This window comes from Anaerolineales bacterium, assembly GCA_037382465.1.
In the GTDB taxonomy this organism is placed as follows: domain Bacteria; phylum Chloroflexota; class Anaerolineae; order Anaerolineales; family E44-bin32; genus WVZH01.
In genome coordinates this window covers 1-21,527 of record JARRPX010000039.1, presented here as the reverse complement: position 1 = coordinate 21,527, position 21,527 = coordinate 1, and the positions used below count along the sequence as shown (strand labels likewise).

The window sequence follows — 21,527 nt, the reverse complement described above, 5'->3', positions numbered from 1 at the left end:
CGACCGCGAAACTACCCACCAGGAACATCACACCCTCGGAGGCGTGAATGAAGTACTCGACCTTCATCCGGCCGGATGATATTCTGACTCACCTCGACGATCCGGCCTGGGCCATCGTCGATTGCCGCTTCGACCTAAATGACAAGTCAGCAGGGGAACGCGCCCACCAGGAGGCGCATATCCCCGGGGCGATCTACGCACACCTCGAACGAGATTTATCCGCGCCGCTCAGCGGCACGAATGGACGGCATCCACTGCCGTCAGCGGAAGAGATGGCTGCACGTTTCAGCCAGTGGGGAATCGATTCCCGCACCCAGGTCGTGGCGTACGATTCGCGAGGCGGTGGATTCGCCGCTCGTCTCTGGTGGTCGCTGCGCTACCTGGGACACGAGAACGTCGCCATTTTAGAAGGCGGTTTCCCTGCGTGGGAACGAGACGATTTTCCGACCAGGAAGGGCACGGAAAAACGCGACGCCGCGCAATTCGTGGCCGACGTTCGCCCCGAGATGCGTATCAGCGTAGAAGAGCTCCAGGCAGACCTGGATGGCTACGCGCAGCGTCTGCTCGACTCGCGCGCGCCGGAACGGTATCGTGGTGATGAAGAACCCCTCGACCCCATCGCCGGTCACATCCCCGGGGCGCTAAATCGCTTCTGGGCTTCAAACCTCGATGAGAACGACTGGCTTCTCCCCGAAAAAATGCTGTTCGAAGGTTTTTCGAAATTGATTGGGGACAAACGACCAGGTGACCTCGTCGTCTACTGCGGATCGGGCGTCACCGGCTGCTTCAACCTGCTCGTGATGGAACACCTGGGTCTGACCGGCGCCCGCCTTCTCCCCGGCTCGTGGTCGGAATGGTGCGCCGATCCGAATCGGCCGGTTGCGGTAGGTCCAGAGCCATAATCCTCCCAAGCACCAGGTTATTCCAATCGCTTCGTGTTCAGTGAGAGAATTGCTGGGGATTGTGGGCTTTATTCCGATTCCGGCGCATACAATATGTGTTCGTTAATGTACGCCAGCACCTGGTCTATTACCACGTACCGGATCGTCTTCCCCTCTCGCACGCGCTGGCGGATGTCGTGGCCCGAGATGCCAACGAAGGGTGCATCGAAGAAACGCAGTTTCCCGGTTATCCCGGGGATGTCCTTTTCCAATTGTGCCGCATCGTAACCTGCGCCCGGACGCATCATCACACCCAACGAGTTACACGCTGCGACGAATCGTCGGGACTGATGCCACCTCGGGAGATCGCGCAAAGAATCGGAACCCATGAGGTAAACCAGGTTCGCATCCGGATAGCGCTGGCGCAGGGTTTCCATTGTTCCGATGGCGTAGTACGGCGGCGAACGATCGATGTCCGCCCGCGAAAGCGAAAACGAGGTGTGATCCGCCACAACCACTGCGACCATCGCCAAACGATGCTCGAGAGGTGTAATCGGCCGGTCGAGTTTAAAAGGCGAAACGGGGGTAAGCACCCAGAGTACCTCATCCAGCGCAAGAGCCGCCCGGCCGAACTCGGCCAGGATCAGATGCCCAAGATGCGGTGGATCGAACGTGCCGCCGAGTACCCCGATCATTCTCGCCATTCGAGTTCATACTCCCCGATGTGAATCGTGTCGCCTTCCGATGCTCCCGCTTCGCGCAAGGCGGCTTCGATCCCCAGCCGCTCGAGCAGATGCTGAAACCTGCGCACGGCTTCGTCGTATTCCCAGTAAGTCATTGCAGCGGCTCGCTCGATGGCGCTGCCCCTCACTCGCCAATCCCCGCTCCCCAAGTGAGTGATTTCGAACTGCGTCGAATCGGGTTCGGCTCGGTAGATGGGCAGTTCCTCGTCGCCTTCAGGCTGGGCTTCCACACTCTCCACCGCTCGTTGGGCGCCGAACAGCAGTTCCCTCAGCCCTCTCTTGTTTACCGAAGAGATGGGATGCACGTCATGACAGCCCATTGCGCTGAACGCCTCCTCGAGCTGCGGCCAGCGTTCTTCCACCTGTGGGAGATCCATCTTGCTCACTGCGAGGATTTGCGGCTTCTGAGACAGATTTCTGTCGAACAAAGCCAGCTCGGCGTTGATCTGCGAATAATCCGCGATCGGATCGGCGGACAGGCCATCGATGAGGTGGATCAAAACCTTCGTGCGTTGTATGTGACGCAGGAAGTCGAATCCCAGACCCGCTCCGCTGTGTGCCCCTTCGATCAAACCGGGAATGTCCGCCAGAACGAGATCGATGCCCTCCATTCGAGCGACTCCCAAATTCGGTTGCAGCGTCGTAAATGGATAATCGGCAATTTTCGGTTTTGCGTTCGTGACTACGGAAAGCAAGGTCGATTTTCCGGCATTGGGCACGCCGATGATGCCGACGTCCGCGATCAAGCGCAGCTCCAGCAGCAGCCAGCGTTCTTCCCCCGGCGCTCCCTTCTCCGCCATGCGCGGCGTCTGATTGCGCGAGGTTGCATATCGGGCATTACCCCGCCCGCCCCTGCCACCCTGGGCTACAGTCAATCGCTCGCCCGGCTCCAGCAGGTCGCCGAGTAAATCGCCGGATGTTTCCTTGCGCACCAGGGTTCCCGGCGGTACAGCGATCACGACGTCCTCTCCATTCCGTCCGGTTTGATTCGATCCGCCGCCCCGGCGGCCGTCTTCCGCCTTAAAATGACTCGCCCGGCGAAATGGAGACAGCGTGTTGAGTTTGCCGTCCACTTCGAGTATCACATCGCCCCCCTTGCCGCCATCGCCGCCATCCGGCCCACCTCGCGGCACGTATTTCTCCCGTCGGAAATGTACGATTCCATCCCCACCGCGCCCGGAGGAGACAAAGATTTTCGCCTCGTCAAAAAACATTTCGTTCCATTCCCTACTTTCAATGCCTGGCTTGATTATACCTTGCGCCCTGGAACCCGGCTGACTGCGCGGAGCACCGAAATGGGATTGTGATTTGCAACACAACTTGTCTTATGATAGAGTCTGCGCCTAACAACTCGATCCAGGAGGGATGTATGTCCGCGTCTGAAGTGCCGGACATCGTGATTGCACGGTTGCCGCTCTATCTGCGTGCGCTGACAGAAATGGAAGCGGAGGGAAAAAGCATCACCTCTTCACAGGAACTGGGGAATCGCTTGGGCATTTCCTCGGCGCAGATTCGAAAAGACCTCTCGCAGTTCGGTGAATTCGGTAAGCAGGGCACCGGCTACGATATTCAATTCCTGATGGAACAATTACAGCGCATCCTTAAAGTGAACCGCGCGTGGGAAGTTGCGCTGGTGGGGGTTGGCGATCTGGGACGCGCCGTCGCGCACTACGCAGGTTTCCTGGATCGCGGTTTTCGTATCGAACTCGCCTTCGACAATGATCCCTTGAAAATCGGCCAGCGCATCGGACCGTTTACGATCTACGATTCCAGGGAGATGATACCCATGATTCGGGATCGCGGAATTCGTGTCGCCATGCTGGCCGTTCCCGCAGCGGACGCACAAGGCGTAGCCGACCAATTGGTGGAAGCCGGCGTGCAAGCCATTTTGTGCTACGCTCCGACGTCGGTTTCGGTACCCAAAAAGGTAAGGGTGAGCTACATCGACCCCGTGCTGCACCTGCAGCACATGACCTTTTACCTCTAATCGCTAAATTATCTCTCTCATCCTGAACGGAAAATCGAGTGAAACGAGGGCTGCAATCGGAGGAAAACCTTTCGACGATGCTACTCGGCCTTGTATCGATTGCGCATGATTAACCGCAACGAGCATTAAGGGATGCTGGCGCAGGATATTTATCCGGTGCAATGTGTATGCGGATTTCAATCCGTTCCTCTCCTTGATGTGCAAAACAGGAGGTCAATGACAGAATCAATTTTTGAGAGATATTTGACAATGATAGACAGATTCGAATCTTCCCCGTTTCGATTGTAGACAAACCGCAACCGACTTTGGGGATCGCCAGTATTCCGCGGCTGTCGATCCTCAGCTTGAGAAATTATATCGGGGATGTAACAACTTACGGCTGCGGCAGGGTGCGGTGCAGGCGGTCCAGCATGCCCATCGCTCTGGCAGCACCCTTGGCGATGCAGGCAACCGGTTCCTCAGCCAGATAGACCGGCACGCCCGTCTCCCTGGTCAGCCACTTGTCCATACCTCGAAGCAGCGCGCCGCCACCGCAAATTACCATTCCACGATCAATGACGTCGGAAGCGAGTTCGGGCGGCGTTTGCTCGAGGACGTTACGAATGGCGCTGATTTGCAGCATCAACACTTCTTGAATCGCCTCGGTCACTTCCCGCGTAGATATCGTTACGGGACGCGGCAACCCGGTCACCTGGTCCTGACCCTGCAATTCCAGCGTCTGATCCTGATCCTGTGGGATGGCAGCGCCGATGCGTATTTTCGCCTGCTCCGCGGTTCTGGGACCGATGATCAAGCCGTACTTCTTGCGCACGTAAAACGCAATGGCTTCGTCCTGCTTGATCCCACCGATGCGAGTGGCATCCTGCGCCACGATGCTGCTCATAGCGATCACCGCTGCTTGCGTGACGCCCCCCGATCGGCATACCTACGCCGATCGCCGCAGCCAGAGTTTCCTGAATCAAAAAAACCTCACGGTTCCCAGCCTGAAGCTCCGCCTCATGCACGGCGCGACTCTCCACGCTCGTTGCACCGAGCGGTACAGTGACCATCGAGCGCGGCTTGAACAAGCGCGCCGGGCCGCATACCTTTTCCACGAAATGACCCAGCATGCGATGTGTGACTTCGAAATCCGCGATGACCCCGTCGCGCATCGGGCGACTGACCTCGATTAATTCAGGCACCTTGCCTTCCATTTCACGTGCCGATTGACCGACATCTACGATTTTTAGCTCGTCGATGTCGATGGCGACGATCGTTGGCTCGTGAAGCACGATCTCACCACCCTCACAGATGAGCGTGTTGACAGTACCCAAATCGATTCCGAGATCTTTACCAAATATAGGCATGAGTTTTATTCTTCTTTATATGTAGGTTCTCGCCGCGTCGCTTTGGTTGGACGATAACGCCGCACGGCATCCAGGCGGATCTTTGAACGTCGTAATGCGGCTTGAATCGAAAGATATTCATCCGTATCCGGCGGAGGTCCGCGCTTGAGCAGCTCCTCCGCTCTGGTCTTTGCAGCTTCGGCACGTTGGACATCGATTTCCTCGACGTTCTCGCCGATATCCGCCAGCACCGTGACGACATTGGGCCGGGCTTCGATCACGCCTCCGGCGATCGTGAAAGCGTGTTCTTCGTCCCCGGTGCGAACACGCAGGATGCCGTATCCCAACGTGGCCAGAAGCGGTGCGTGACCGGGGAGAATGCCCATCTCCCCTTCCGAACCGGGAACGATCACGATATCGACATCACCCTCAAATAATGATTTGTCCTGGGTGACAATTTCGCAGCGGATCGACATCGATTATTTTACCCTTCAGATCCCATCTTTACACAACTATTCTGCAGCCAAACGCCTGCCCTTTTCGACTGCATCCTCGATCGTTCCGACCATCGAAAAGGCCTGCTCGGGGAGTTCGTCGTGTTTTCCGTCCAGTAACTCATGAAATCCCCGCACCGTATCCACAAGCGGAACGTAGCGTCCTTTTTGACCGGTGAATTTTTCGGCGACGAACATCGGCTGAGAGAAGAAGCGTTCGATTTTTCTCGCCCGAGAGACGACCACCTTGTCCTCTTCGCTCAGCTCCTCGATGCCGAGAATAGCGATGATATCCTGCAAGTCCTTGTAACGCTGCAAGATCTGTTGGACCGAACGGGCAACATTGTAGTGCTCTTCTCCGACAATCTGCGGATCGAGGATGCGTGAAGTCGAGGCGAGCGGATCGACTGCGGGGTAGATTCCCTTTTCCACGATAGAGCGCTCCAGGGCAATCGTGGCGTCCAGATGCGTGAAGGTCGCTACCGGAGCGGGATCCGAATAATCGTCGGCGGGGACGTATACGGCCTGCATCGAGGTAATCGATCCTTCTTTGGTCGACGTGATCCGTTCTTGAAGCTGTCCCATTTCGGTGGCCAACGTGGGTTGATAACCTACGGCGGACGGCATTCGTCCAAGCAGCGCGGACACCTCTGCACCGGACATACTGAAACGGAAGATGTTGTCGATGAAAACCAGCACGTCACGTCCCTGATCGCGGAAATATTCAGCCATGGTCAGCGCCGTAAGACCCACGCGCAGGCGCACGCCCGGAGGCTCGTTCATCTGCCCAAAAACCATCACCGTGTCCTTCATCACACCCGATTCGACCATCTCACGATACAGCTGGGTGCCTTCACGCGTGCGCTCGCCGACTCCTGCAAAAACGGAATTGCCTTCATGCACCGTCGCGATCGTGCGGATCAACTCCATGATGATGATCGTTTTCCCGACGCCGGCGCCTCCGAAAATACCCGTCTTGCCTCCCTTGGTGAAAGGTGCGATCAGATCAATCACCTTGAGTCCGGTTTCGAACACATCGACGCTCGTCGACTGTTCATCGAACGCCGGGGCGTCGCGGTGGATCGGATAGCGCACTTCCGCTACGATTGCATCTTTATCATCAACGGGACGTCCCAGGACGTTGAAAACCCTGCCCAACGTTTGCTCGCCAACCGGGACTTTGATAGGCGCACCGGTGGCGACCACTTCCAATCCGCGTTTGAGCCCGTCCGTCGTGTCCATGGCAATCGTGCGCACTCGTCGATCCCCCAAGTGGGTCTGAACCTCCAGGACCAGGGGAAACCCCGTACGATCCGGCACTTCGACCGCATCGAAAATACATGGCAATTCACCCGGCGGGAATTCACAATCCACGACGGCCCCTTGAACCTGTATGATTTGCCCCTTCGTCGCCATTCCTACCTCCAGAGATTCTGATCCAGAGACGTTATTTACCTACGAGCGCTTCTGCTCCACCGGCGATATCCAACATGTCGCTCGTAATCGCTTTCTGGCGCGCTTTGTTGTATTCCAGGGTTAACGCGGTAGAGAGATCGTCGGCGTTGTCCGTTGCGTTACGCATGGCGATCATCCGCGCCGCATGTTCGCTGGCGAGAGATTCGGTGATCGCTTGATACACTTGAAGTCCCACGAGTCTGGGAATGATGCGATCGACGATCGTGGATTGGCCGGGTTCGTAAATATACGCGGGTTCCGCTTCATTGGATCGATCGGCCCCGGTGGAGCGATCCGAAGTCTCGGATTGCCCCACGTGGTGCTCGTCGATTTCAAAAGGCAGCAGCAACTGACTCGTAGGATTCTGCTGCAGCATGGAGATGAAGTCGGTGTAGGTCAACCAGACCTGATCCGCCCTGCCGGCCAGGAATTCGTCGACTGCCAACCGGCCAATTGCCGATACGTCCGTAAAACTCGGCTCATCCGGCAAATCACTGAACTCTGCCATCAACCTTCTTCCCTTGCGCAGAAGCATGTCTCTGCCTTTGCGGCCGACTGCGATGTATTTCACCGATACATTTGATTGCTGAAATGCATCCAGGGCACAGCGGATGACGTTGGTGTTATACGCACCGGCCAATCCCCGGTCAGCACTGACGAGAATCACGATCGCATTGCGAATCACATCGCGCTTGGTCAGTAACGGATGGACGAACTCACGACCGGGCTGGCGGGACAGATGTTTAAGCACCTGCCACGATTTTTGCGCATACGGCCGAGTTTCCCGGACGCGCGCTTCCGCTTTGCGTACGCGGCTCGCGCTGACTGCTTCCAGGGCGCGTGTCACCTGGGCAATGTTGCCAACGCTTCGAATACGCTGACGCATTTCACGTGCTGATGCCATCGTCACCCACGCTTGTTTCTTATTAGTTAGGGCTCCCAGGTTTGATTGAAAGTCTCAATCGCCTGCCGGAGCTTCTTTTCGATGTCCTCGGTTAACACCTTCTGGTCATTGATCTCTTGCAAGATGTCAATATGCGAAGCCTCCAGGGTCTGCAGCAGAGCAGTTTGCCACGCCCCCATGCGATCGAGAGAAACATCATCTGCCAGTCCACTCGTGCCTGCAAAGAGCAAGACGATCTGCTGCGCCAACGCCAAAGGCTGGTACTGCGGCTGCTTTAGAATTTCCTGCAGGCGTTGGCCACGGTTCAGTTGGGACAACGTGGTCTTATCCAAATCGGATCCGAATTGAGCGAAAGCCGCGACCTCACGATAGGCAGCCATGTCCAGCCGCAGCATCCCCGCGACTTGCTTCATGGCCTTGGTCTGCGCATCACCGCCAACCCGGGAGACGGAGAGCCCGGCATTGATCGCCGGTCGAATGCCGGCGTTGAACAGATCGGCTTCGAGATAAATTTGACCATCCGTGATGGAAATAACGTTTGTCGGGATGTACGCCGACATGTCACCCAATTGAGTCTCGATGATCGGCAGCGCCGTCAACGAGCCGCCGGAGCCGCTCACGTGGACGACCTTGTAATTTTCAGAATCCCCCATTTCTTCGAGAGCCTTCTGGGCATCCTCGTATGCCAGCGGGCCACCGTAAAGCACATCGTTTACGGCGTCGGATTCGCTTGCATCGCCTTCAAATCCCTCGTCCGCGATAACGTATTGATCCGCAAGACGGACCGCGCGCTCCAACAAGCGGCTGTGCAAATAAAATACGTCACCCGGATAGGCTTCCCGCCCTGGCGGGCGGCGCAGCAGGAGTGACACCTGGCGATACGCCCAGGCATGTTTGGTCAAGTCATCGTAAATCACCAGCGCATCTTTGCCATTCTCGGCAAAGTACTCACCGATCGCGCAGCCGGCGTAGGGGGCGATGTATTGCAGGGCAGCCGGTTCATCCGCAGCCGCAACGACGATGATGGTGTGGTTCATGGCGCCGTAGCTTTCGAGAGTCGCAACCGTACGGGCGACCCCGGCTCGTTTCTGACCGATCGCAACGTAGATGCAGATTAAATTCTTGCCCTTCTGGTTGATAATGGTATCGATGGCGATCGCAGTTTTTCCGGTCTGCCGGTCCCCGATGATCAATTCGCGCTGGCCACGGCCGATCGGCACCATCGAATCGATCGCCTTGATTCCCGTCATCACCGGTGAGTCGACGTCCTTACGTTTGACGACGCCCGGCGCGATACGTTCGACGGGCAAGAATTCTTCGTACGACACGGATCCTTTGCCGTCGATCGGATTGCCGAGCGAGTTGACCACGCGGCCGATGAGGCCTTCTCCGACTGGGACTGAAGCAATGCGGTTCGTGCTGTAGACCGTCGTGCCTTCTTCGATGCCTGTGTAATCGCCCATGATGATCACGCCGATCGAATCGTCTTCCAGGTTGAAGGCGATTCCCATTACGCCGTTTTCAAAACGCACCAGCTCCTGGGATCGAACATCCGACAGGCCTGACACGCGAGCGATTCCATCGCCGGCCTCGAGCACCGTGCCGATATCTTTCAACGAGATCTGCGTGTCGAATTTTTCGATTTTCTGCCGTAGTTCCGAGGAAAGATCGTCAATCATGTCCGACATACTTCCTCCATGAGGGGTATGGGCTGTTCAAGCTGGACCAGAACTTGGCGCAAGTAAAACGGCTGGCGACTTCTGGGTGTTGCCCGAAGGCCAAGCCGTTTGAGTCCCCCAGCGTATGATCCCAAAAGAACTTGGGCGTTCGATACTCAAGGGCAAATGAACGTACGCGGAAATCATACCCGAACCCCCATCGTTTGTCCAGCCGACCCCTTTTCTGCGGGTTCGGCAATGAATTAGGATTGCCCATATCACCGGTCGAAAGAACGAAGCGCAATTCTTTGGCCATTATTCCCATTCAGCGTGCACGCTCGCCGAATCTCATGTACGTGGTCCCAATGCGTGCGAGCGACAGCGAACGCGCACGACTCGGATCACCGGCGTTCAATCGTCTTCAGGTTGGACGTGTTTCTTGCCCTTCCCCAATTGGACGGAACGTTCATACGCTGCCCAGATCGCTCTCGAGAGTGCGGTCCTGACGCCTGCTTTCTCGAGATAGTAAAGTGCTGCCGCGCTCGTTCCACCCGGCGATGTCACCTGGTTTCTCAACCGCGCCAGATGAACAGGAGAGTGTTCGTAGAAAGCCACCGAGCCCTTGAAAGTCTGCACGACCAATTGCTCCGAAATACGACGCGGAAATCCGAGATGGACTCCTGCATCCACCATTGCTTCCATCAGTAAGAAGACATATGCCGGACCAGTCCCGGAGAGCGCAGTCGCCATGTCGAGATAGTCCTCGTGGTCGGCGTATACTTCTTCACCGAAAGATTTGAGAATTAATCGTGCGCGTTCCTTCTGCTCTTCGGTCACATCTTCCGTGGCCGTCCAGACCGTGATGCCCTCACCTACCTGTGCCGGCGTGTTCGGCATCGAACGCACGATCGCTTTGTGATTCAGGCCTTTCACTAAAGTATCTAAACGAGCGCCTGCGACGATCGAGAGCACCAGCGCATCTTTGGGGATGGCACCGTGTAGTTCATCCATGACTTCCTGGATGCTTTGGGGTTTCACGGAGAGCACGACGACGCCGGCATTTTTTACCGCTTCGAGATTGTTCGTCGTCGTGGAGACGCCCAACCGCTCCTCCAGCTTTTCCAATTGTTCCACGATCGGTCCACTCATTAGCACCTTGTCCGGCGTTTGGGTGCCGCCTTCGATCAAGCGAGACGCCATAGCGGAAGCCATCGCCCCGGGTCCGATGAATGTTATCAATTGATCCTTTAATGTCACTTTTCTCCTCCTGAAATACCCAGCCCGTCTGGCAAAGTTTTCCCGCTTGCAGCGACGTGCGGCATTCCCATGCTGCGCGGCTTTTACGGACTGGCGAAGTAACTTAATGCCAATTTCACTCGCTCTTCAATGTCCTCCGAAGCATCTTCCGGAATGGATTGAATGGCGGATTGCGCTTCAACCAGGCTGTAGCCCAGGGTCGTCAAAACGCCCAGCACCTCGGTATCGACTCCGCTCGGAATTCCCACGGCTTCCAGCGGTGCTTTTAGACGGTCTTTGAGAAAGAAAATAATCTTGTCCGCAGTTTTCCCCCCGACCCCCGGAACCCGGGTAAGTACGTCAGATTGGTCGTTGACCACCGCACTTTTAATTACGTCGACGGAAAGGTTCGAGAGAATGGCGAGCGCCAACCGAGGTCCTACACCGCTCACCTGCATGAGTAAATCAAACAGGTCGCGTTGCTCGGCGCTTCCGAAGCCGTACAGGCCGAGGGATGATTCCCGGACGACGAGTTCAGTCAACAAAAACAGTGGCTTTCCCAGCGCCACGTCATCCATCACACTATGTGGGACGGACACGCGCAAGCCCACGCCACCCACTTCGATCACGAGTTCGTCCTCGCCGATGTGCTGCACGATTCCTCTTAGAGAAGCGATCAACTGATCTCCTCCATACGGCGTATCGTTGCACTCGAATGAAGATGGCAAATGGCCACGGCAAGGGCGTCCGCGGCGTCATCCGGCTGCGGTCGTTCTGTCATCCCCAAGAGTGCTTTCACCATGTCCTGTACCTGACGTTTATCGGCGCCCCCATAACCGATTACCGCCTGTTTGATTTCCATGGGTGTGTACTCGGCAATGGAGATTCCCGCCTCGGCCAGCGCCAGTAGTACGACCCCGCGCGCCTGTCCGACGGTGATCGCCGTCTTTACGTTGCGTTGAAAGAAGAGCTGTTCGACCGCGCTGCTTTCGGGTCGGTGTTTTTCGAGCAACACGCGCAGTTCAAGGAAGAGTTTCGTTAAGCGCTGCGGCATCGGCTCGTCCGGCGTCGTGGCGATGATTCCGAAATCAACCGCTTCTAATCCCCCATCCTGGGTTTGCCGTACCACGCCATATCCTGTACTCGCTGTGCCGGGGTCGATGCCGATGACTAGCATACGGGGTGCGAACTCGTCGACTTTCGCGATCAAGCCGCCGCGAGCATGTCGACGGCTTCCTCGGAAATCTCGAGGTTTGAATACACGGTGCGAACGTCGTCGAGGTCTTCGAGTTCTTCGATGATCCCCATGATCTTCAGCGTTTCATCTGCTGGTAATTCGATGACCGAGTTGGGAACCATGCGTAAACTGGCTTCTTCCGGCGTGAAACCGGCGGCTATCAAACGATCATCGATTTCCTTGAAGGCCTCGACGGGAGCATAGATTTCGACATCATCCTCGATGACGACATCATCGGCGCCCGCCTCCACGGCGACATCGAAAACCTTGTCTACATCCAAACCTTCCGCTGGAAAGGCGAAATAGGCGACGCGCTTGAACTGCCAGGAAACCGAGCCGGCGTCCGCCAGGTTTCCATTCGCCCGGGTGAGTACGTGGCGAACTTCCGCCACCGTACGATTGCGATTGTCCGTAACCACGTCGATGAGCAGGGCGATGCCGTTGGGAGCATAACCTTCGTAGAGAATCTGTTCGAAGTCGGCACCTGCTTTGTCCTCCCCCGTCCCGCGCTTGATTGCCCGTTCGATGTTGTCCTTGGGCATGTTTTCGGTTTTGGCGTGATCGACCGCTAAGCGCAGCGCGAAGTTCGTCTCCGCGTCGCCGCCGCCTTCCCGAGCTGCGATCGCGATTTCACGCGCCAGGCGAGTGAAAACCGCGCCTCGCTTCGCATCGTTTGCCGCTTTCTTCCGCTTGATGGTCGACCATTTTGAGTGTCCAGACATCGTTCACCCTTCCATCGTAAAGCACGTCGATCGATCCATTAGTGCTGGAGATCCCTCTCCGAGGATATCGGCTTCATTATACCATTCGCCCCTTTACGATCACAATCTTCGACGGCAGTTGGCCGCCTGAAGACCCCGCGTCGCTATCCAACCAGGAGCGATTCCAGCTTGCGGAGCGTATCCACGCTTTGTCCGCGGTAGTGATTGTTGGCATACACCAGGGTAAGTGGAGCAGCGGAGTCCAGGGCACGCAGTTTGGGGATCCATTCAGCCAACTCGGATTCGTCGTACGTGTAGTCGTAGCGTTCCCAGGCGTGCTCGTGCTGCCACCAGTGTGCAGCATTCCGTCCGTGAAAGCGCACGTAAGCCACCGGTCCCGTGGCACGCACGATGGAAGGCATCAATCCTTTCAGGTCCGGTTCGTCTACACAGCAAAACCCAAGGTCGAGGGATTCCAACAACGCGAACGTGGCTTCCGTGACCCAATCGCTGTTCCTGAATTCGATTACCAGGGACAGGTCAGCCAGACCTTCCCGGACGGTGCCCAGGTAATCCCGGTTTTCCGGATTGGGCCGGAACGAATGAGGGAATTGAACCAGGATGCAGGCCAGCTTTCCCGCTTCGATCAACGGCGTGATGCCGGCCTGAAATTGGCCGAAATCAGGTTCCTCGCGTTCGTGCGTCAAACTGCGGTGCGCTTTGACAGTGAACAGAAACTCCGCAGGCGTCCGTTCAACCCAACCTTTCACCACTTTCCATGAGGGGACCCGGTAATAAGTCACGTTCAGTTCGACGGTATTGAACATCGTGGCGTAGTAAGGCAGCCACTGGATGCGCGGCATGTCCCGGGGATACACCGGGCCGATCCAATCGTCGTACGAAAAACCGGAAGTCCCCAGACGGATCAAATGATTAACACTCCTGCACCATCGATCCGGCTATGTTTCAAGTCCAAGAGTGCCTGGTTGGCATCCCGAAGGGCATACTTCTGGATCGAGATCTCGAACGGTATCTCATCGGCCAATTGCATGAATTCGATCCCATCCTGGTAGGTTGCGTTGGCCACGCTGCGCAACGTGCGTTCGTCGTAAATGAGATCGTAATCCATCTTGGGAATGGGACTCATGTAGATGGCGTTGATCGCCAGCGTTCCCCCGCGGCGCAATTTCTCCAGAATCACTGGGACGAGATTGCCGACAGGCGCGAATAGAACGGCGCGATCCAACTTCCCGGAGATTTCGTCGTCGATACCACCGACCCAGGCGGCGCCCAGTTTACTGGCCAAGCGGCGATGCCCCTCGCTGCGGGTGAAGACGGACACATCACAACCCCAATGAGTTGCGACTTGAATGGCCAGATGTGCGCTGGCACCGAAACCAACCAGCCCCAGCCGTTCTCCCGGATTCAAATCCGACTTGCGCAAGGAACGATATCCGATGATCCCGGCGCAGAGCAGTGGTGCGATCAGTGGATCTTCCAGCGATTTGGGGAGCGGCAAGGAGTAGCTGGCATCCGATAAAGTCCACTCCGCATAGCCGCCATCGACGTCGAAACCGGTGAACTCGGCGAGTTCGCAAAGATTCTCGAAGCCCGATTCACAATAAAAGCACTTCCCACAAGCTCGATGCAGCCAGGGAATGCCCACACGATCCCCCGGCTCCCAACCCTCGACGTCATCCGCAGCGCTTTCTACAGTGCCAACGATTTGATGCCCGATAATGATGGGGTACTTCGGCGGCGTGATTTCCCCTTCCACGGTGTGCAGGTCGGTGCGGCAAACACCGCAGGCGTGCACTTGAACGAGAAGTTGGCCTGGCCCTGGCTGCGGTTTTTCGACCTCGACCAGCTCGAGGGGTCGATCCTCGATCGGGGCCGGTTGGTTTAAACGCATGGCTTTCATGGCACACCTGCCTGTATTCAAGGAAAGCCCCCGCACCTCACGCCTGATGCTGGCTAATCGGAAGACAAAGCCTCCGAAGGCAGCGGATCATTCTGCAGCTTTTTTAACTCGCATCGGCCGCCGTGGGCCTTCCCTGTATGAAATCCTCCGTCATCTGGCGGGCGACGTCGTCGGTGTACTGCTTCGGCGGCGTCTTCATGAAATAGGATGCCGGTGCCAGTATCGGCCCGGACAGGCCTCGGTCGAGGGCCAGTTTCGCACAACGCACGGCGTCGATCACTACACCGGCAGAGTTGGGGGAGTCCCACACTTCAAGCTTCAACTCCAGGTTCAAAGGCAGGTCCCCGAACGTCGTTCCTTCCATGCGGATATGGCACCATTTGCGATCGGTCAACCAGGGCACGTAATCACTCGGTCCGACGTGTATATTTTCATCGGGCATCTTGTAGGGCAGCAAACTGGTCACCGCACCCGTCTTCGAGATCTTCTTCGACTCCAGGCGCTCGCGCTCCAACATGTTGTAGAAGTCCATGTTCCCCCCGAAGTTCAACTGGTAGGTGCGGTCGATGTGCACGCCACGATCGAGGAACAGGGAAGTTAAGACACGGTGGGTGATCGTCGCTCCGACCTGACTCTTGATGTCGTCGCCGATCAATGGGAGGCCCTTCTCCTCGAAGCGGCCGACCCAGTAGTCCGAGCTGGCGATGAAAACGGGCACGCAGTTGACGAATGCGCAGCCCGCTTCAAGGATCTGTTCGACGTACCACTTGGTCGCCATTTCGGATCCCACCGGCAGATAACTCACCACGATGTCCGTTTTCGTATCTTTCAGGATCCCAACGATGTCATCCGTGGGGCCGGGCGCCTTCTCGACGACCTGAGAGAGATATTTCCCGATCCCATCGTGGGTCATGCCTCGTGAGACGGGTACCCCCATGTTCGGGAGGTCGCAGAAGTGAACCGTATTGTTCGGGTGGGCGAAGACCGCTTCACTCAAATCCAAACCCACTTTGCTCTTGACGACGTCGAACGCGGCCGTAAATTCGATGTCGTTGATGTGATACCCCCCGAGCTCGACGTGCATGATTCCGGGAACCCGGTCGGTCTTCTTGGCCTTGCGGTAATACTGAACCCCTTGCACGAGAGCCGAGGCACAGTTGCCGATACCGATGATCGCAACACGTACCTTCTTACTGCCTGGCATACCTACCTCCTTATTTCAGACCGAAGTCATTCGGCCTGGATCTCCGTATGTGGGATCGTCTGCGCTCAACGTAAGCCAACTGTAATTTTTCCAGGATGGTCGGCTGTGCTAAAATCGGCGCAAGGCGAAAGGATCGAACGGATGTCATCGGAAAATGTAGCCGTCACCCACTCATCTCAGAAGTTGAAACGTATTCTCGAATTGAGCCGCAACATCGCATCTATGGAAGATCTTCCCGCAATGTTGAACAAGATCACCATTGTCGCCTGCGAGTTGACCGACAGCAACGAAGCTTCCATTCTGCTCTATGATCGCACGTCCAGCGATCTTCGCTTTCAGGCCGTCGCAAACAACAAGCGTCTAAGGCTGCTCAAGACGAGCGTTCCGCTCGATGCGAGCGTTGCCGGCCACGTCTTCACGACCGCAATGCCTCTCGTCATTCAGGATGCAGAAGACGACCCGCGCGTCTTTCGTGAGATCGATCGAAGACTCGCTTTTCAAACCCATTCGATCATGGCCGTCCCATTGGTCGTCGAACAAGTTACCGTCGGAGTTCTCGAAGCGATCAACAAAAAGGACGAGAGCAATTATACCGAAGATGATCTGGCGATACTAGAGATCATCGGCGCCCACACTGCGCTGGCCATCCGCATCGCCGACCTGGGACGAAAACTACAAGAATCGAACGCCAATCTGCGCAACCTGGACCGCATGAAATCAGACTTCATCGCCATCGCCTCCCACGAGTTGCGAACGCCGCTGGGTTTGATCCTCGGACATGCTACCTTTTTAAAGGAAACCGTCGGTGAGGGCCTCAGCGATCAAATGGAAGTCATCATCCGCAGCGCGATGCGCCTGAAGTCGATCATCGAAGATCTGTCGGCAATCGCGCAGAAAGAAGAGGGGCTCGCCAGAATCCGCAACACCGAATTCTCCATGAGCGCCCTGGTGGAAGAAGTGGCCGGGCGGTTTCGAGAAGTGGCGGCGGCGAAGAAGATCCATCTCAGCTATGACGTTCCGGACGGAGACACGTTGACCATCGACGGCGAGCGGGAAAAGATCGACGTGGCTTTGTCCAACATCGTGCAGAACGCAGTCATCTTCACCGACCCCAACGGCCAGGTGGGGATCAAAGCGGAGCGCGCGGGGGATAAAGTCAAGGTGTTCATCGTCGACACGGGAATCGGCATTCCGGCCGCCGACATCGAACGTATTTTCGACCGTTTCTACCAGGTGGAATCTCACCTCACCCGCAAGCACGGTGGTATGGGCCTGGGTCTTTCCATTGCACGCGCCATGGTCGAGCTGCATGATGGGGAAATATGGTGCGAAAGCCGCGAAGGAACCGGCAGTTTGTTCTGCTTCGCCCTGCCCATCAAATCTTCTCGAGACCTGACAGCCGCCAGTGTCTTCATGGCTGAGTGAGGCGCCGCACTCGCAGCGGCACAGAGCAGCCCTTTCGCTTTTCAAATTGCGTTGACCTGCTTTCGAAAGAGCGGTACACTACAGCCAATCGGGGCGTGGCTCAGCCCGGCTAGAGCGCACGGTTCGGGTCCGTGAGGTCGCCGGTTCAAATCCGGCCGCCCCGACCTTCATCATCACGGTTCGCCGGAATGGCGGCCGTGAGTTTTTAGTTCACAGCTCCGCCCTGGTCTGTGCGTAAGCACCGGTGTGGAATGTCATTCTCTTCTCGAGTATCCGATCTACATTACTACACGCAATCTCTCCTCAGTAAAAAAGGTAACGAAGGCATGAATTGGAAAGCGTTTCTCAAAGCGATTCTTCGCAACACGCTGATCACCTTCGGCGCGGGGATCGCCGGCTTGGGATTGATTGGCTTTCTCATCGCAGTTAAGGAGGGACTGATAACCGGCGCGACGTACGGCGTTATTTTGGGTTGTATCGGACTCTTCGCCAGCGCCATCTCACTCCTGGAACCATTGTTTCTGGGTGACCTGGCGGGTGACGTAAACACGAAGTGGCGGAAATGAGACGGAGTAGAAAATAAAGAGGACTGATCGTTAACTCGTTACGGAAAAAGAAATCATCCCGAGAAATTTTTCCAAAGCAATCCAGGAAAGTCATTGAACTTACGCCATCCAGGAGAATAATTATGTTGAAGGAATTCAAGGATTTCTTGATGCGAGGAAATGTTCTCGATTTGGCCGTCGCTGTCATCATCGGAGGCGCGTTCGGCGGTATCGTGACTTCCCTCGTTAATGACATCCTCATGCCACCCATCGGACTGCTCTTCGGAAAGGTCGATTTCAGTTCGCTGTACATCAATCTGTCGGATACTGCCTATTCCAGCCTGGCTGACGCACAGGCAGCCGGAGCGCCGACGATCAACTACGGAACGTTCATCAATACCATCATCAACTTTCTGATCATCGCGTTGACCATCTTTCTGGTCATCCGAACGGCCAACCGTCTCCAGAAGCCGGAAGAAACGGAAGCACCTTCAACAAAAGAGTGTCCGCATTGTCTCTCTACGATTCCACTTAAAGCAACTCGTTGCCCGCATTGCACGTCTCAACTATAGATCGTTGCAGCGGCGACCGGGTGTGCCGCGCACCGCTGGGCGGCGCGGCGATGCGGTATCTCTTTGTTCTATTCGACCATGATTTGAGGTATTGACACAATTAGTGGGTAAAATGAGAAATACAATCTCAAAAGCGACACGGTTGTTGTAACAGTGTTTGTAGTGGAGTGTCACGTGAACGCCATCGAAATCAGCAATCTTCGCCGCGTGTTCAAAACCACGGTCGGCATTTTCCGCAGAAAAACCAAGGAGGTCGTCGCCGTAGACGGCATTTCCTTCAACGTGCCTCAAGGCAGCCTCTTCGGCATGCTTGGACCCAACGGCGCCGGAAAAACGACCACGGTAAAGATGCTGACCACGCTGCTCATTCCCACGTCGGGAACGGCCCGCGTGCTGGGCTACGACGTCGTCGACCAGGCGGACGCCATCCGCGGACGCATCGGTTTCATTTTCGGCGGCGAGCGCGGCCTGTATTGGCGCCTGTCGGGGATTAACAATCTGCGCTACTTCGCCAGCCTGTACCACGTCGATCCAAAGGTCAGCGATGAACGCATTCCCTATCTACTCGATCTCGTCGGGCTGAAAGACCGAGGCCAGGAACGCGTCGAAGGTTATTCTCGCGGCATGAAGCAGCGTTTGCACATCGCCCGCACCCTGCTCCACGATCCGGAAGTGCTCTTCCTGGACGAACCCACGATGGGGCTCGATCCCGTCGGCGCGCGTGAACTGCGTCAGGTCATCCGCAACCTGCAGGCCGAGAAGAAAACCATCCTGCTCACGACCCATTATATGTTCGAGGCGGATGCGTTGTGCGAGCGCATCGCGGTCATCGATCGTGGTCATATCGTCGCCCTGGACACGCCGAAGGGACTCAAGGATCTGGTGAGCGATCTTTCCGTGATCGAGATCGAGGTCTTCGGCTTACCCGAGAAGACTCTCAGACGCCTGCGGACCCTGCCGTTCATCGACACCGTCAACGTCGAGGAGCGGGATCAAAGACAGTTGTTGCTCGCCCATTCTCCGATCGGGTCGGAAGCCGTTCCCGAACTGCTGGCCGCGATGGACGGCGTGCGCGTCGGTAAGGTCGTCGTTCGCGAGCCCACGCTCGAGGACGCATACGTACGCCTCGTGGGAGGTGCGTGATGCGCACATCGCTGGCAATCAAGTACCTGCGCGCGATGAAATCCGCAGCGGTGATGACATTTCGCCAGAACGTCTTCGATATGTTCATCATCTTCGGTGTTCTGATTCAGCCCCTGATCATTGCAACCCTCGCGCTGTGGATGATCGGGGATCGCGTGAGTGAGGCTATCATCTTCATCGTCGTCGGCAGCGGCATGACCGGGTTGTGGACCAATCTGCTCTTCGAAAGCGGTAACAGCATTACCCAGGAGCGTTGGACTGGAACGCTGGAAATGATCACTGCCACGCCGACACCTGTATCGGTCATCGTATTTGGTAAGAATCTTGCCAACGTCACCCAATCCCTCGGTTCGATGTTTGTTTGCTACACCCTCGTCTCGTGGGTCTTTGGTTACCAGGTAACCATCGAGCACCCGTTGTTCTTCGTCCTTTCGCTGGCAATGACGGTTATCGCTTTCGTCTGTTTCGGTTTGATCATCTCGCCCATCTTTCTGCTGAATCCCAGTGTACAGCGATGGCAGAATGCACTGGAATACCCGGTGTACATCTTGGCCGGCTTTCTATTTCCGATCGCCCTGCTGCCGGGTTGGACAACGCCTTTCAGCTACCTACTCCCTCCTTACTGGGCGGCACGCGCCCTGCACGGCGCATCCAGCGGCGGTGCGTCCGTATCCGATATCGTATTCTCCCTGATGATGCTTCTCGTCTTCAGCATTCTTGGGCTGCTCGTATCGCGCCTCCTGTTCCGCGTTATGCTGCGCAAAGTGCGCGAAGACGCTACGATTGGCATGCAATGAGAGCACTCACGATTCCGGATTGGCTATACGATACCCGGTCCTGGGGGGTATCCGCGATGAATAAACTGCGGCTGAACCTGCGGTTGTTCTTTCAAGGCGCCTACCTCTCCTACATCGCGCTCTTCCGCTGGTTGAGTCCGGCCAACTACATCGCCACCAAGGTCGTCAATCCCCTCAACGAGATCCTGTTTTTCGTCTTCCTGGGGAAATTTGCCACCAACAGCAGCGATCCGACTTTCTTCGTGATCGGCAACGCCATGCATACGACGGCCCTCAGCGGTATCTTCGGGGTCACGATGAGCATCGGCGGCGACCGCTGGGAGGGCACGCTGCCCTATCTGTTCGGCACCCCGGCCAATCGCATGACGATGATCGTGGGCCGCGCCTTCTTTCATATTTTCGACGGCATGCTGGGCGTCTTCCTGGGGTTTGCATGGGGCGTCTTGCTCTTCAGCCTGAACCTTTCTCAGGCGGATCCCCTCGCTCTGATCGTCACTATTCTGGTCACCACCATCAGCACCTCGGGGATGGGCTTACTGCTCGGATGTTTCAGCCTGATCACGCGCAATACGTTCTTCATCAACAACACGATGTATTTCCTCTTGTTGTTATTGAGCGGCGCCAACATCCCGTTGGGATCCCTTCCTCCGCTGATGCGCAGCATTTCCGATTACCTTCCCCTAACGCGCGGCATCGCCGCCGCACGCAGCATCATCGCTGGCGCCGACCTGATCCAGGTCCTGCCTGCCTTGACAAACGAACTCTTGTTGGGGGTTATTTACACCCTGCTCGGCTACGTGATGTTCCGCTGGTTCGAAACGCAGGCGAAACGCCGCGGCACGCTGGAAGCCATCTGATTTCCCCCGTGTTTCACACCCATCGTCCCGCAGCAGGCTACATGATCTGCAGTGGGATCGGAATGAACACCAAAACGAAGAGGATCAAGCCGAATATTGCGATCGCTCTCCTGCGTGTGTCCAGCGGGGTGATCGAATCGTAAGGTCGGGCATAGGTGCGGCCCAAGAAAAAGATCAGCACCGCCCATATAAACCAGCCCGTCCACACGAGGCCGAGCAGACACAAGGCCGTCACGATGTAGGGCCACATCTTGATCGCCCGCCGCCCGAAAAGCACGTTGGCGACGTGACCGCCATCGAGCTGGCCGGCGGGAATGAGATTGAGCGCCGTCACCAGAAGCCCCGCCCACCCGGCCCAGGCCATGGGGTGCAGCATTACGTCGTTGCCGCCATAGGGGATGGGCATGCCGATCAATATGTAGCGCGCCCAATACAATGCCGG

22 protein-coding genes, 1 tRNA gene and 1 pseudogene are annotated in these 21,527 nt (G+C 56.6%); 9 read left to right on the top strand and 15 right to left on the bottom strand.

Annotated elements, in window-relative coordinates; genetic code table 11:
- Positions 1–47: 47 nt before the first annotated feature.
- Positions 48–902 (top strand): sulfurtransferase, encoded by an 855-nt coding sequence (locus P8Z34_11085; protein ID MEJ2551215.1) that lies wholly within the window; start codon positions 48–50, stop codon positions 900–902.
- Positions 903–970: 68 nt separating this feature from the next.
- Here the strand turns inward: P8Z34_11085 and nadD are convergent, their stop codons facing one another.
- Both nadD and obgE read right to left on the bottom strand, forming a co-directional pair.
- Complete coding sequence (gene nadD, locus P8Z34_11080; protein MEJ2551214.1) at positions 971–1,585, bottom strand: nicotinate-nucleotide adenylyltransferase; 615 nt, start codon at positions 1,583–1,585, stop codon at positions 971–973.
- Complete coding sequence (gene obgE, locus P8Z34_11075; GenBank protein ID MEJ2551213.1) at positions 1,573–2,838, bottom strand: GTPase ObgE; 1,266 nt, start codon at positions 2,836–2,838, stop codon at positions 1,573–1,575. The genes nadD and obgE overlap by 13 nt, the downstream gene beginning before the upstream one ends.
- Positions 2,839–2,993: 155 nt before the next feature.
- Here obgE and P8Z34_11070 point away from each other — a divergent pair, with 155 nt between their 5' ends.
- Positions 2,994–3,611 (top strand): redox-sensing transcriptional repressor Rex, encoded by a 618-nt coding sequence (locus P8Z34_11070; protein MEJ2551212.1) that lies wholly within the window; start codon positions 2,994–2,996, stop codon positions 3,609–3,611.
- A gap of 373 nt (positions 3,612–3,984) precedes the next feature.
- Here the strand turns inward: P8Z34_11070 and P8Z34_11065 are convergent.
- The 12 genes and pseudogenes from P8Z34_11065 to P8Z34_11010 all read right to left on the bottom strand — a co-directional run bounded on the left by P8Z34_11065 (position 3,985) and on the right by P8Z34_11010 (position 15,746).
- Positions 3,985–4,957: pseudogene (locus P8Z34_11065) on the bottom strand (rod shape-determining protein).
- 5 nt (positions 4,958–4,962) lie between these two features.
- The gene (atpC, locus tag P8Z34_11060) at positions 4,963–5,412 is read right to left on the bottom strand and encodes an ATP synthase F1 subunit epsilon (protein MEJ2551211.1); all 450 of its coding nucleotides are present in this window, start codon (positions 5,410–5,412) and stop codon (positions 4,963–4,965) included.
- A 36-nt stretch (positions 5,413–5,448) separates the two neighbouring features.
- Positions 5,449–6,846 carry a F0F1 ATP synthase subunit beta gene (gene atpD, locus P8Z34_11055; GenBank protein MEJ2551210.1) on the bottom strand — a complete coding sequence of 466 codons (1,398 nt, stop codon included), beginning with the start codon at positions 6,844–6,846 and terminating at the stop codon, positions 5,449–5,451.
- Between the two features lie 31 nt (positions 6,847–6,877).
- Positions 6,878–7,789, bottom strand: coding sequence for an ATP synthase F1 subunit gamma (gene atpG / locus P8Z34_11050; GenBank protein ID MEJ2551209.1), 912 nt, complete (start codon positions 7,787–7,789; stop codon positions 6,878–6,880).
- 26 nt (positions 7,790–7,815) lie between these two features.
- Positions 7,816–9,477: a F0F1 ATP synthase subunit alpha gene (gene atpA, locus P8Z34_11045; protein ID MEJ2551208.1), complete on the bottom strand. Its 1,662-nt coding sequence runs from the start codon at positions 9,475–9,477 to the stop codon at positions 7,816–7,818.
- Positions 9,478–9,858: 381 nt separating this feature from the next.
- Positions 9,859–10,704, bottom strand: coding sequence for a pyrroline-5-carboxylate reductase (proC, locus tag P8Z34_11040; GenBank protein ID MEJ2551207.1), 846 nt, complete (start codon positions 10,702–10,704; stop codon positions 9,859–9,861).
- 83 nt (positions 10,705–10,787) lie between these two features.
- Positions 10,788–11,363 (bottom strand): Holliday junction branch migration protein RuvA, encoded by a 576-nt coding sequence (gene ruvA, locus P8Z34_11035; GenBank protein ID MEJ2551206.1) that lies wholly within the window; start codon positions 11,361–11,363, stop codon positions 10,788–10,790.
- Positions 11,360–11,860 carry a crossover junction endodeoxyribonuclease RuvC gene (gene ruvC / locus P8Z34_11030; protein MEJ2551205.1) on the bottom strand — a complete coding sequence of 167 codons (501 nt, stop codon included), beginning with the start codon at positions 11,858–11,860 and terminating at the stop codon, positions 11,360–11,362. Before ruvC ends, ruvA begins: the two co-directional genes overlap by 4 nt.
- A gap of 29 nt (positions 11,861–11,889) precedes the next feature.
- Positions 11,890–12,642, bottom strand: coding sequence for a YebC/PmpR family DNA-binding transcriptional regulator (locus tag P8Z34_11025; protein ID MEJ2551204.1), 753 nt, complete (start codon positions 12,640–12,642; stop codon positions 11,890–11,892).
- Positions 12,643–12,785: 143 nt separating this feature from the next.
- Entirely contained in the window at positions 12,786–13,550 is a 765-nt protein-coding gene (locus tag P8Z34_11020; protein MEJ2551203.1) for a DUF72 domain-containing protein, read from the bottom strand.
- Complete coding sequence (locus P8Z34_11015) at positions 13,547–14,542, bottom strand: zinc-dependent alcohol dehydrogenase family protein (protein ID MEJ2551202.1); 996 nt, start codon at positions 14,540–14,542, stop codon at positions 13,547–13,549. The genes P8Z34_11020 and P8Z34_11015 overlap by 4 nt, the downstream gene beginning before the upstream one ends.
- Positions 14,543–14,645: 103 nt before the next feature.
- Positions 14,646–15,746 carry an inositol-3-phosphate synthase gene (locus P8Z34_11010; GenBank protein MEJ2551201.1) on the bottom strand — a complete coding sequence of 367 codons (1,101 nt, stop codon included), beginning with the start codon at positions 15,744–15,746 and terminating at the stop codon, positions 14,646–14,648.
- Between the two features lie 141 nt (positions 15,747–15,887).
- On the opposite strand from P8Z34_11010, the gene P8Z34_11005 reads away from it, so the two are divergent.
- The 7 genes from P8Z34_11005 to P8Z34_10975 all read left to right on the top strand — a co-directional run bounded on the left by P8Z34_11005 (position 15,888) and on the right by P8Z34_10975 (position 21,085).
- Entirely contained in the window at positions 15,888–17,171 is a 1,284-nt protein-coding gene (locus tag P8Z34_11005; GenBank protein ID MEJ2551200.1) for a HAMP domain-containing sensor histidine kinase, read from the top strand.
- Positions 17,172–17,260: 89 nt separating this feature from the next.
- Positions 17,261–17,335 (top strand) — tRNA-Pro (locus tag P8Z34_11000).
- A gap of 162 nt (positions 17,336–17,497) precedes the next feature.
- The gene (locus P8Z34_10995; GenBank protein ID MEJ2551199.1) at positions 17,498–17,737 is read left to right on the top strand and encodes a hypothetical protein; all 240 of its coding nucleotides are present in this window, start codon (positions 17,498–17,500) and stop codon (positions 17,735–17,737) included.
- A 116-nt stretch (positions 17,738–17,853) separates the two neighbouring features.
- Positions 17,854–18,288, top strand: coding sequence for a large conductance mechanosensitive channel protein MscL (gene mscL / locus P8Z34_10990; GenBank protein ID MEJ2551198.1), 435 nt, complete (start codon positions 17,854–17,856; stop codon positions 18,286–18,288).
- 174 nt (positions 18,289–18,462) lie between these two features.
- Complete coding sequence (locus tag P8Z34_10985; GenBank protein ID MEJ2551197.1) at positions 18,463–19,431, top strand: ABC transporter ATP-binding protein; 969 nt, start codon at positions 18,463–18,465, stop codon at positions 19,429–19,431.
- A complete protein-coding gene (locus tag P8Z34_10980; GenBank protein ID MEJ2551196.1) occupies positions 19,431–20,228 on the top strand; it encodes an ABC transporter permease in 798 nt (265 codons plus the stop codon). The genes P8Z34_10985 and P8Z34_10980 overlap by 1 nt, the downstream gene beginning before the upstream one ends.
- Positions 20,225–21,085 (top strand): ABC transporter permease, encoded by an 861-nt coding sequence (locus P8Z34_10975; protein ID MEJ2551195.1) that lies wholly within the window; start codon positions 20,225–20,227, stop codon positions 21,083–21,085. The genes P8Z34_10980 and P8Z34_10975 overlap by 4 nt, the downstream gene beginning before the upstream one ends.
- Before the next feature lie 37 nt (positions 21,086–21,122).
- On the opposite strand, the gene P8Z34_10970 is transcribed toward P8Z34_10975, so the two are convergent.
- Positions 21,123–21,527, bottom strand: a 405-nt coding sequence (locus P8Z34_10970) for a site-2 protease family protein (protein MEJ2551194.1), incomplete at its 5' end; no start/stop codon positions are given.

Excerpts from the sequence above, each read along its gene's own strand:
- P8Z34_11005 (MEJ2551200.1), top strand. The coding sequence starts at position 15,888 with ATGTCATCGGAAAATGTAGCCGTCACCCACTCATCTCAGAAGTTGAAA.
- atpC (MEJ2551211.1), bottom strand. The coding sequence starts at position 5,412 with ATGTCGATCCGCTGCGAAATTGTCACCCAGGACAAATCATTATTTGAG.
- nadD (MEJ2551214.1), bottom strand. The coding sequence starts at position 1,585 with ATGGCGAGAATGATCGGGGTACTCGGCGGCACGTTCGATCCACCGCAT.
- atpG (MEJ2551209.1), bottom strand. The coding sequence starts at position 7,789 with ATGGCATCAGCACGTGAAATGCGTCAGCGTATTCGAAGCGTTGGCAAC.
- obgE (MEJ2551213.1), bottom strand. The coding sequence starts at position 2,838 with ATGTTTTTTGACGAGGCGAAAATCTTTGTCTCCTCCGGGCGCGGTGGG.
- atpD (MEJ2551210.1), bottom strand. The coding sequence starts at position 6,846 with ATGGCGACGAAGGGGCAAATCATACAGGTTCAAGGGGCCGTCGTGGAT.
- ruvC (MEJ2551205.1), bottom strand. The coding sequence starts at position 11,860 with ATGCTAGTCATCGGCATCGACCCCGGCACAGCGAGTACAGGATATGGC.
- P8Z34_10975 (MEJ2551195.1), top strand. The coding sequence starts at position 20,225 with ATGAGAGCACTCACGATTCCGGATTGGCTATACGATACCCGGTCCTGG.
- P8Z34_10980 (MEJ2551196.1), top strand. The coding sequence starts at position 19,431 with ATGCGCACATCGCTGGCAATCAAGTACCTGCGCGCGATGAAATCCGCA.
- P8Z34_11015 (MEJ2551202.1), bottom strand. The coding sequence starts at position 14,542 with ATGAAAGCCATGCGTTTAAACCAACCGGCCCCGATCGAGGATCGACCC.
- P8Z34_11025 (MEJ2551204.1), bottom strand. The coding sequence starts at position 12,642 with ATGTCTGGACACTCAAAATGGTCGACCATCAAGCGGAAGAAAGCGGCA.
- P8Z34_11010 (MEJ2551201.1), bottom strand. The coding sequence starts at position 15,746 with ATGCCAGGCAGTAAGAAGGTACGTGTTGCGATCATCGGTATCGGCAAC.
- P8Z34_11070 (MEJ2551212.1), top strand. The coding sequence starts at position 2,994 with ATGTCCGCGTCTGAAGTGCCGGACATCGTGATTGCACGGTTGCCGCTC.
- P8Z34_11085 (MEJ2551215.1), top strand. The coding sequence starts at position 48 with ATGAAGTACTCGACCTTCATCCGGCCGGATGATATTCTGACTCACCTC.
- atpA (MEJ2551208.1), bottom strand. The coding sequence starts at position 9,477 with ATGTCGGACATGATTGACGATCTTTCCTCGGAACTACGGCAGAAAATC.
- P8Z34_10995 (MEJ2551199.1), top strand. The coding sequence starts at position 17,498 with ATGAATTGGAAAGCGTTTCTCAAAGCGATTCTTCGCAACACGCTGATC.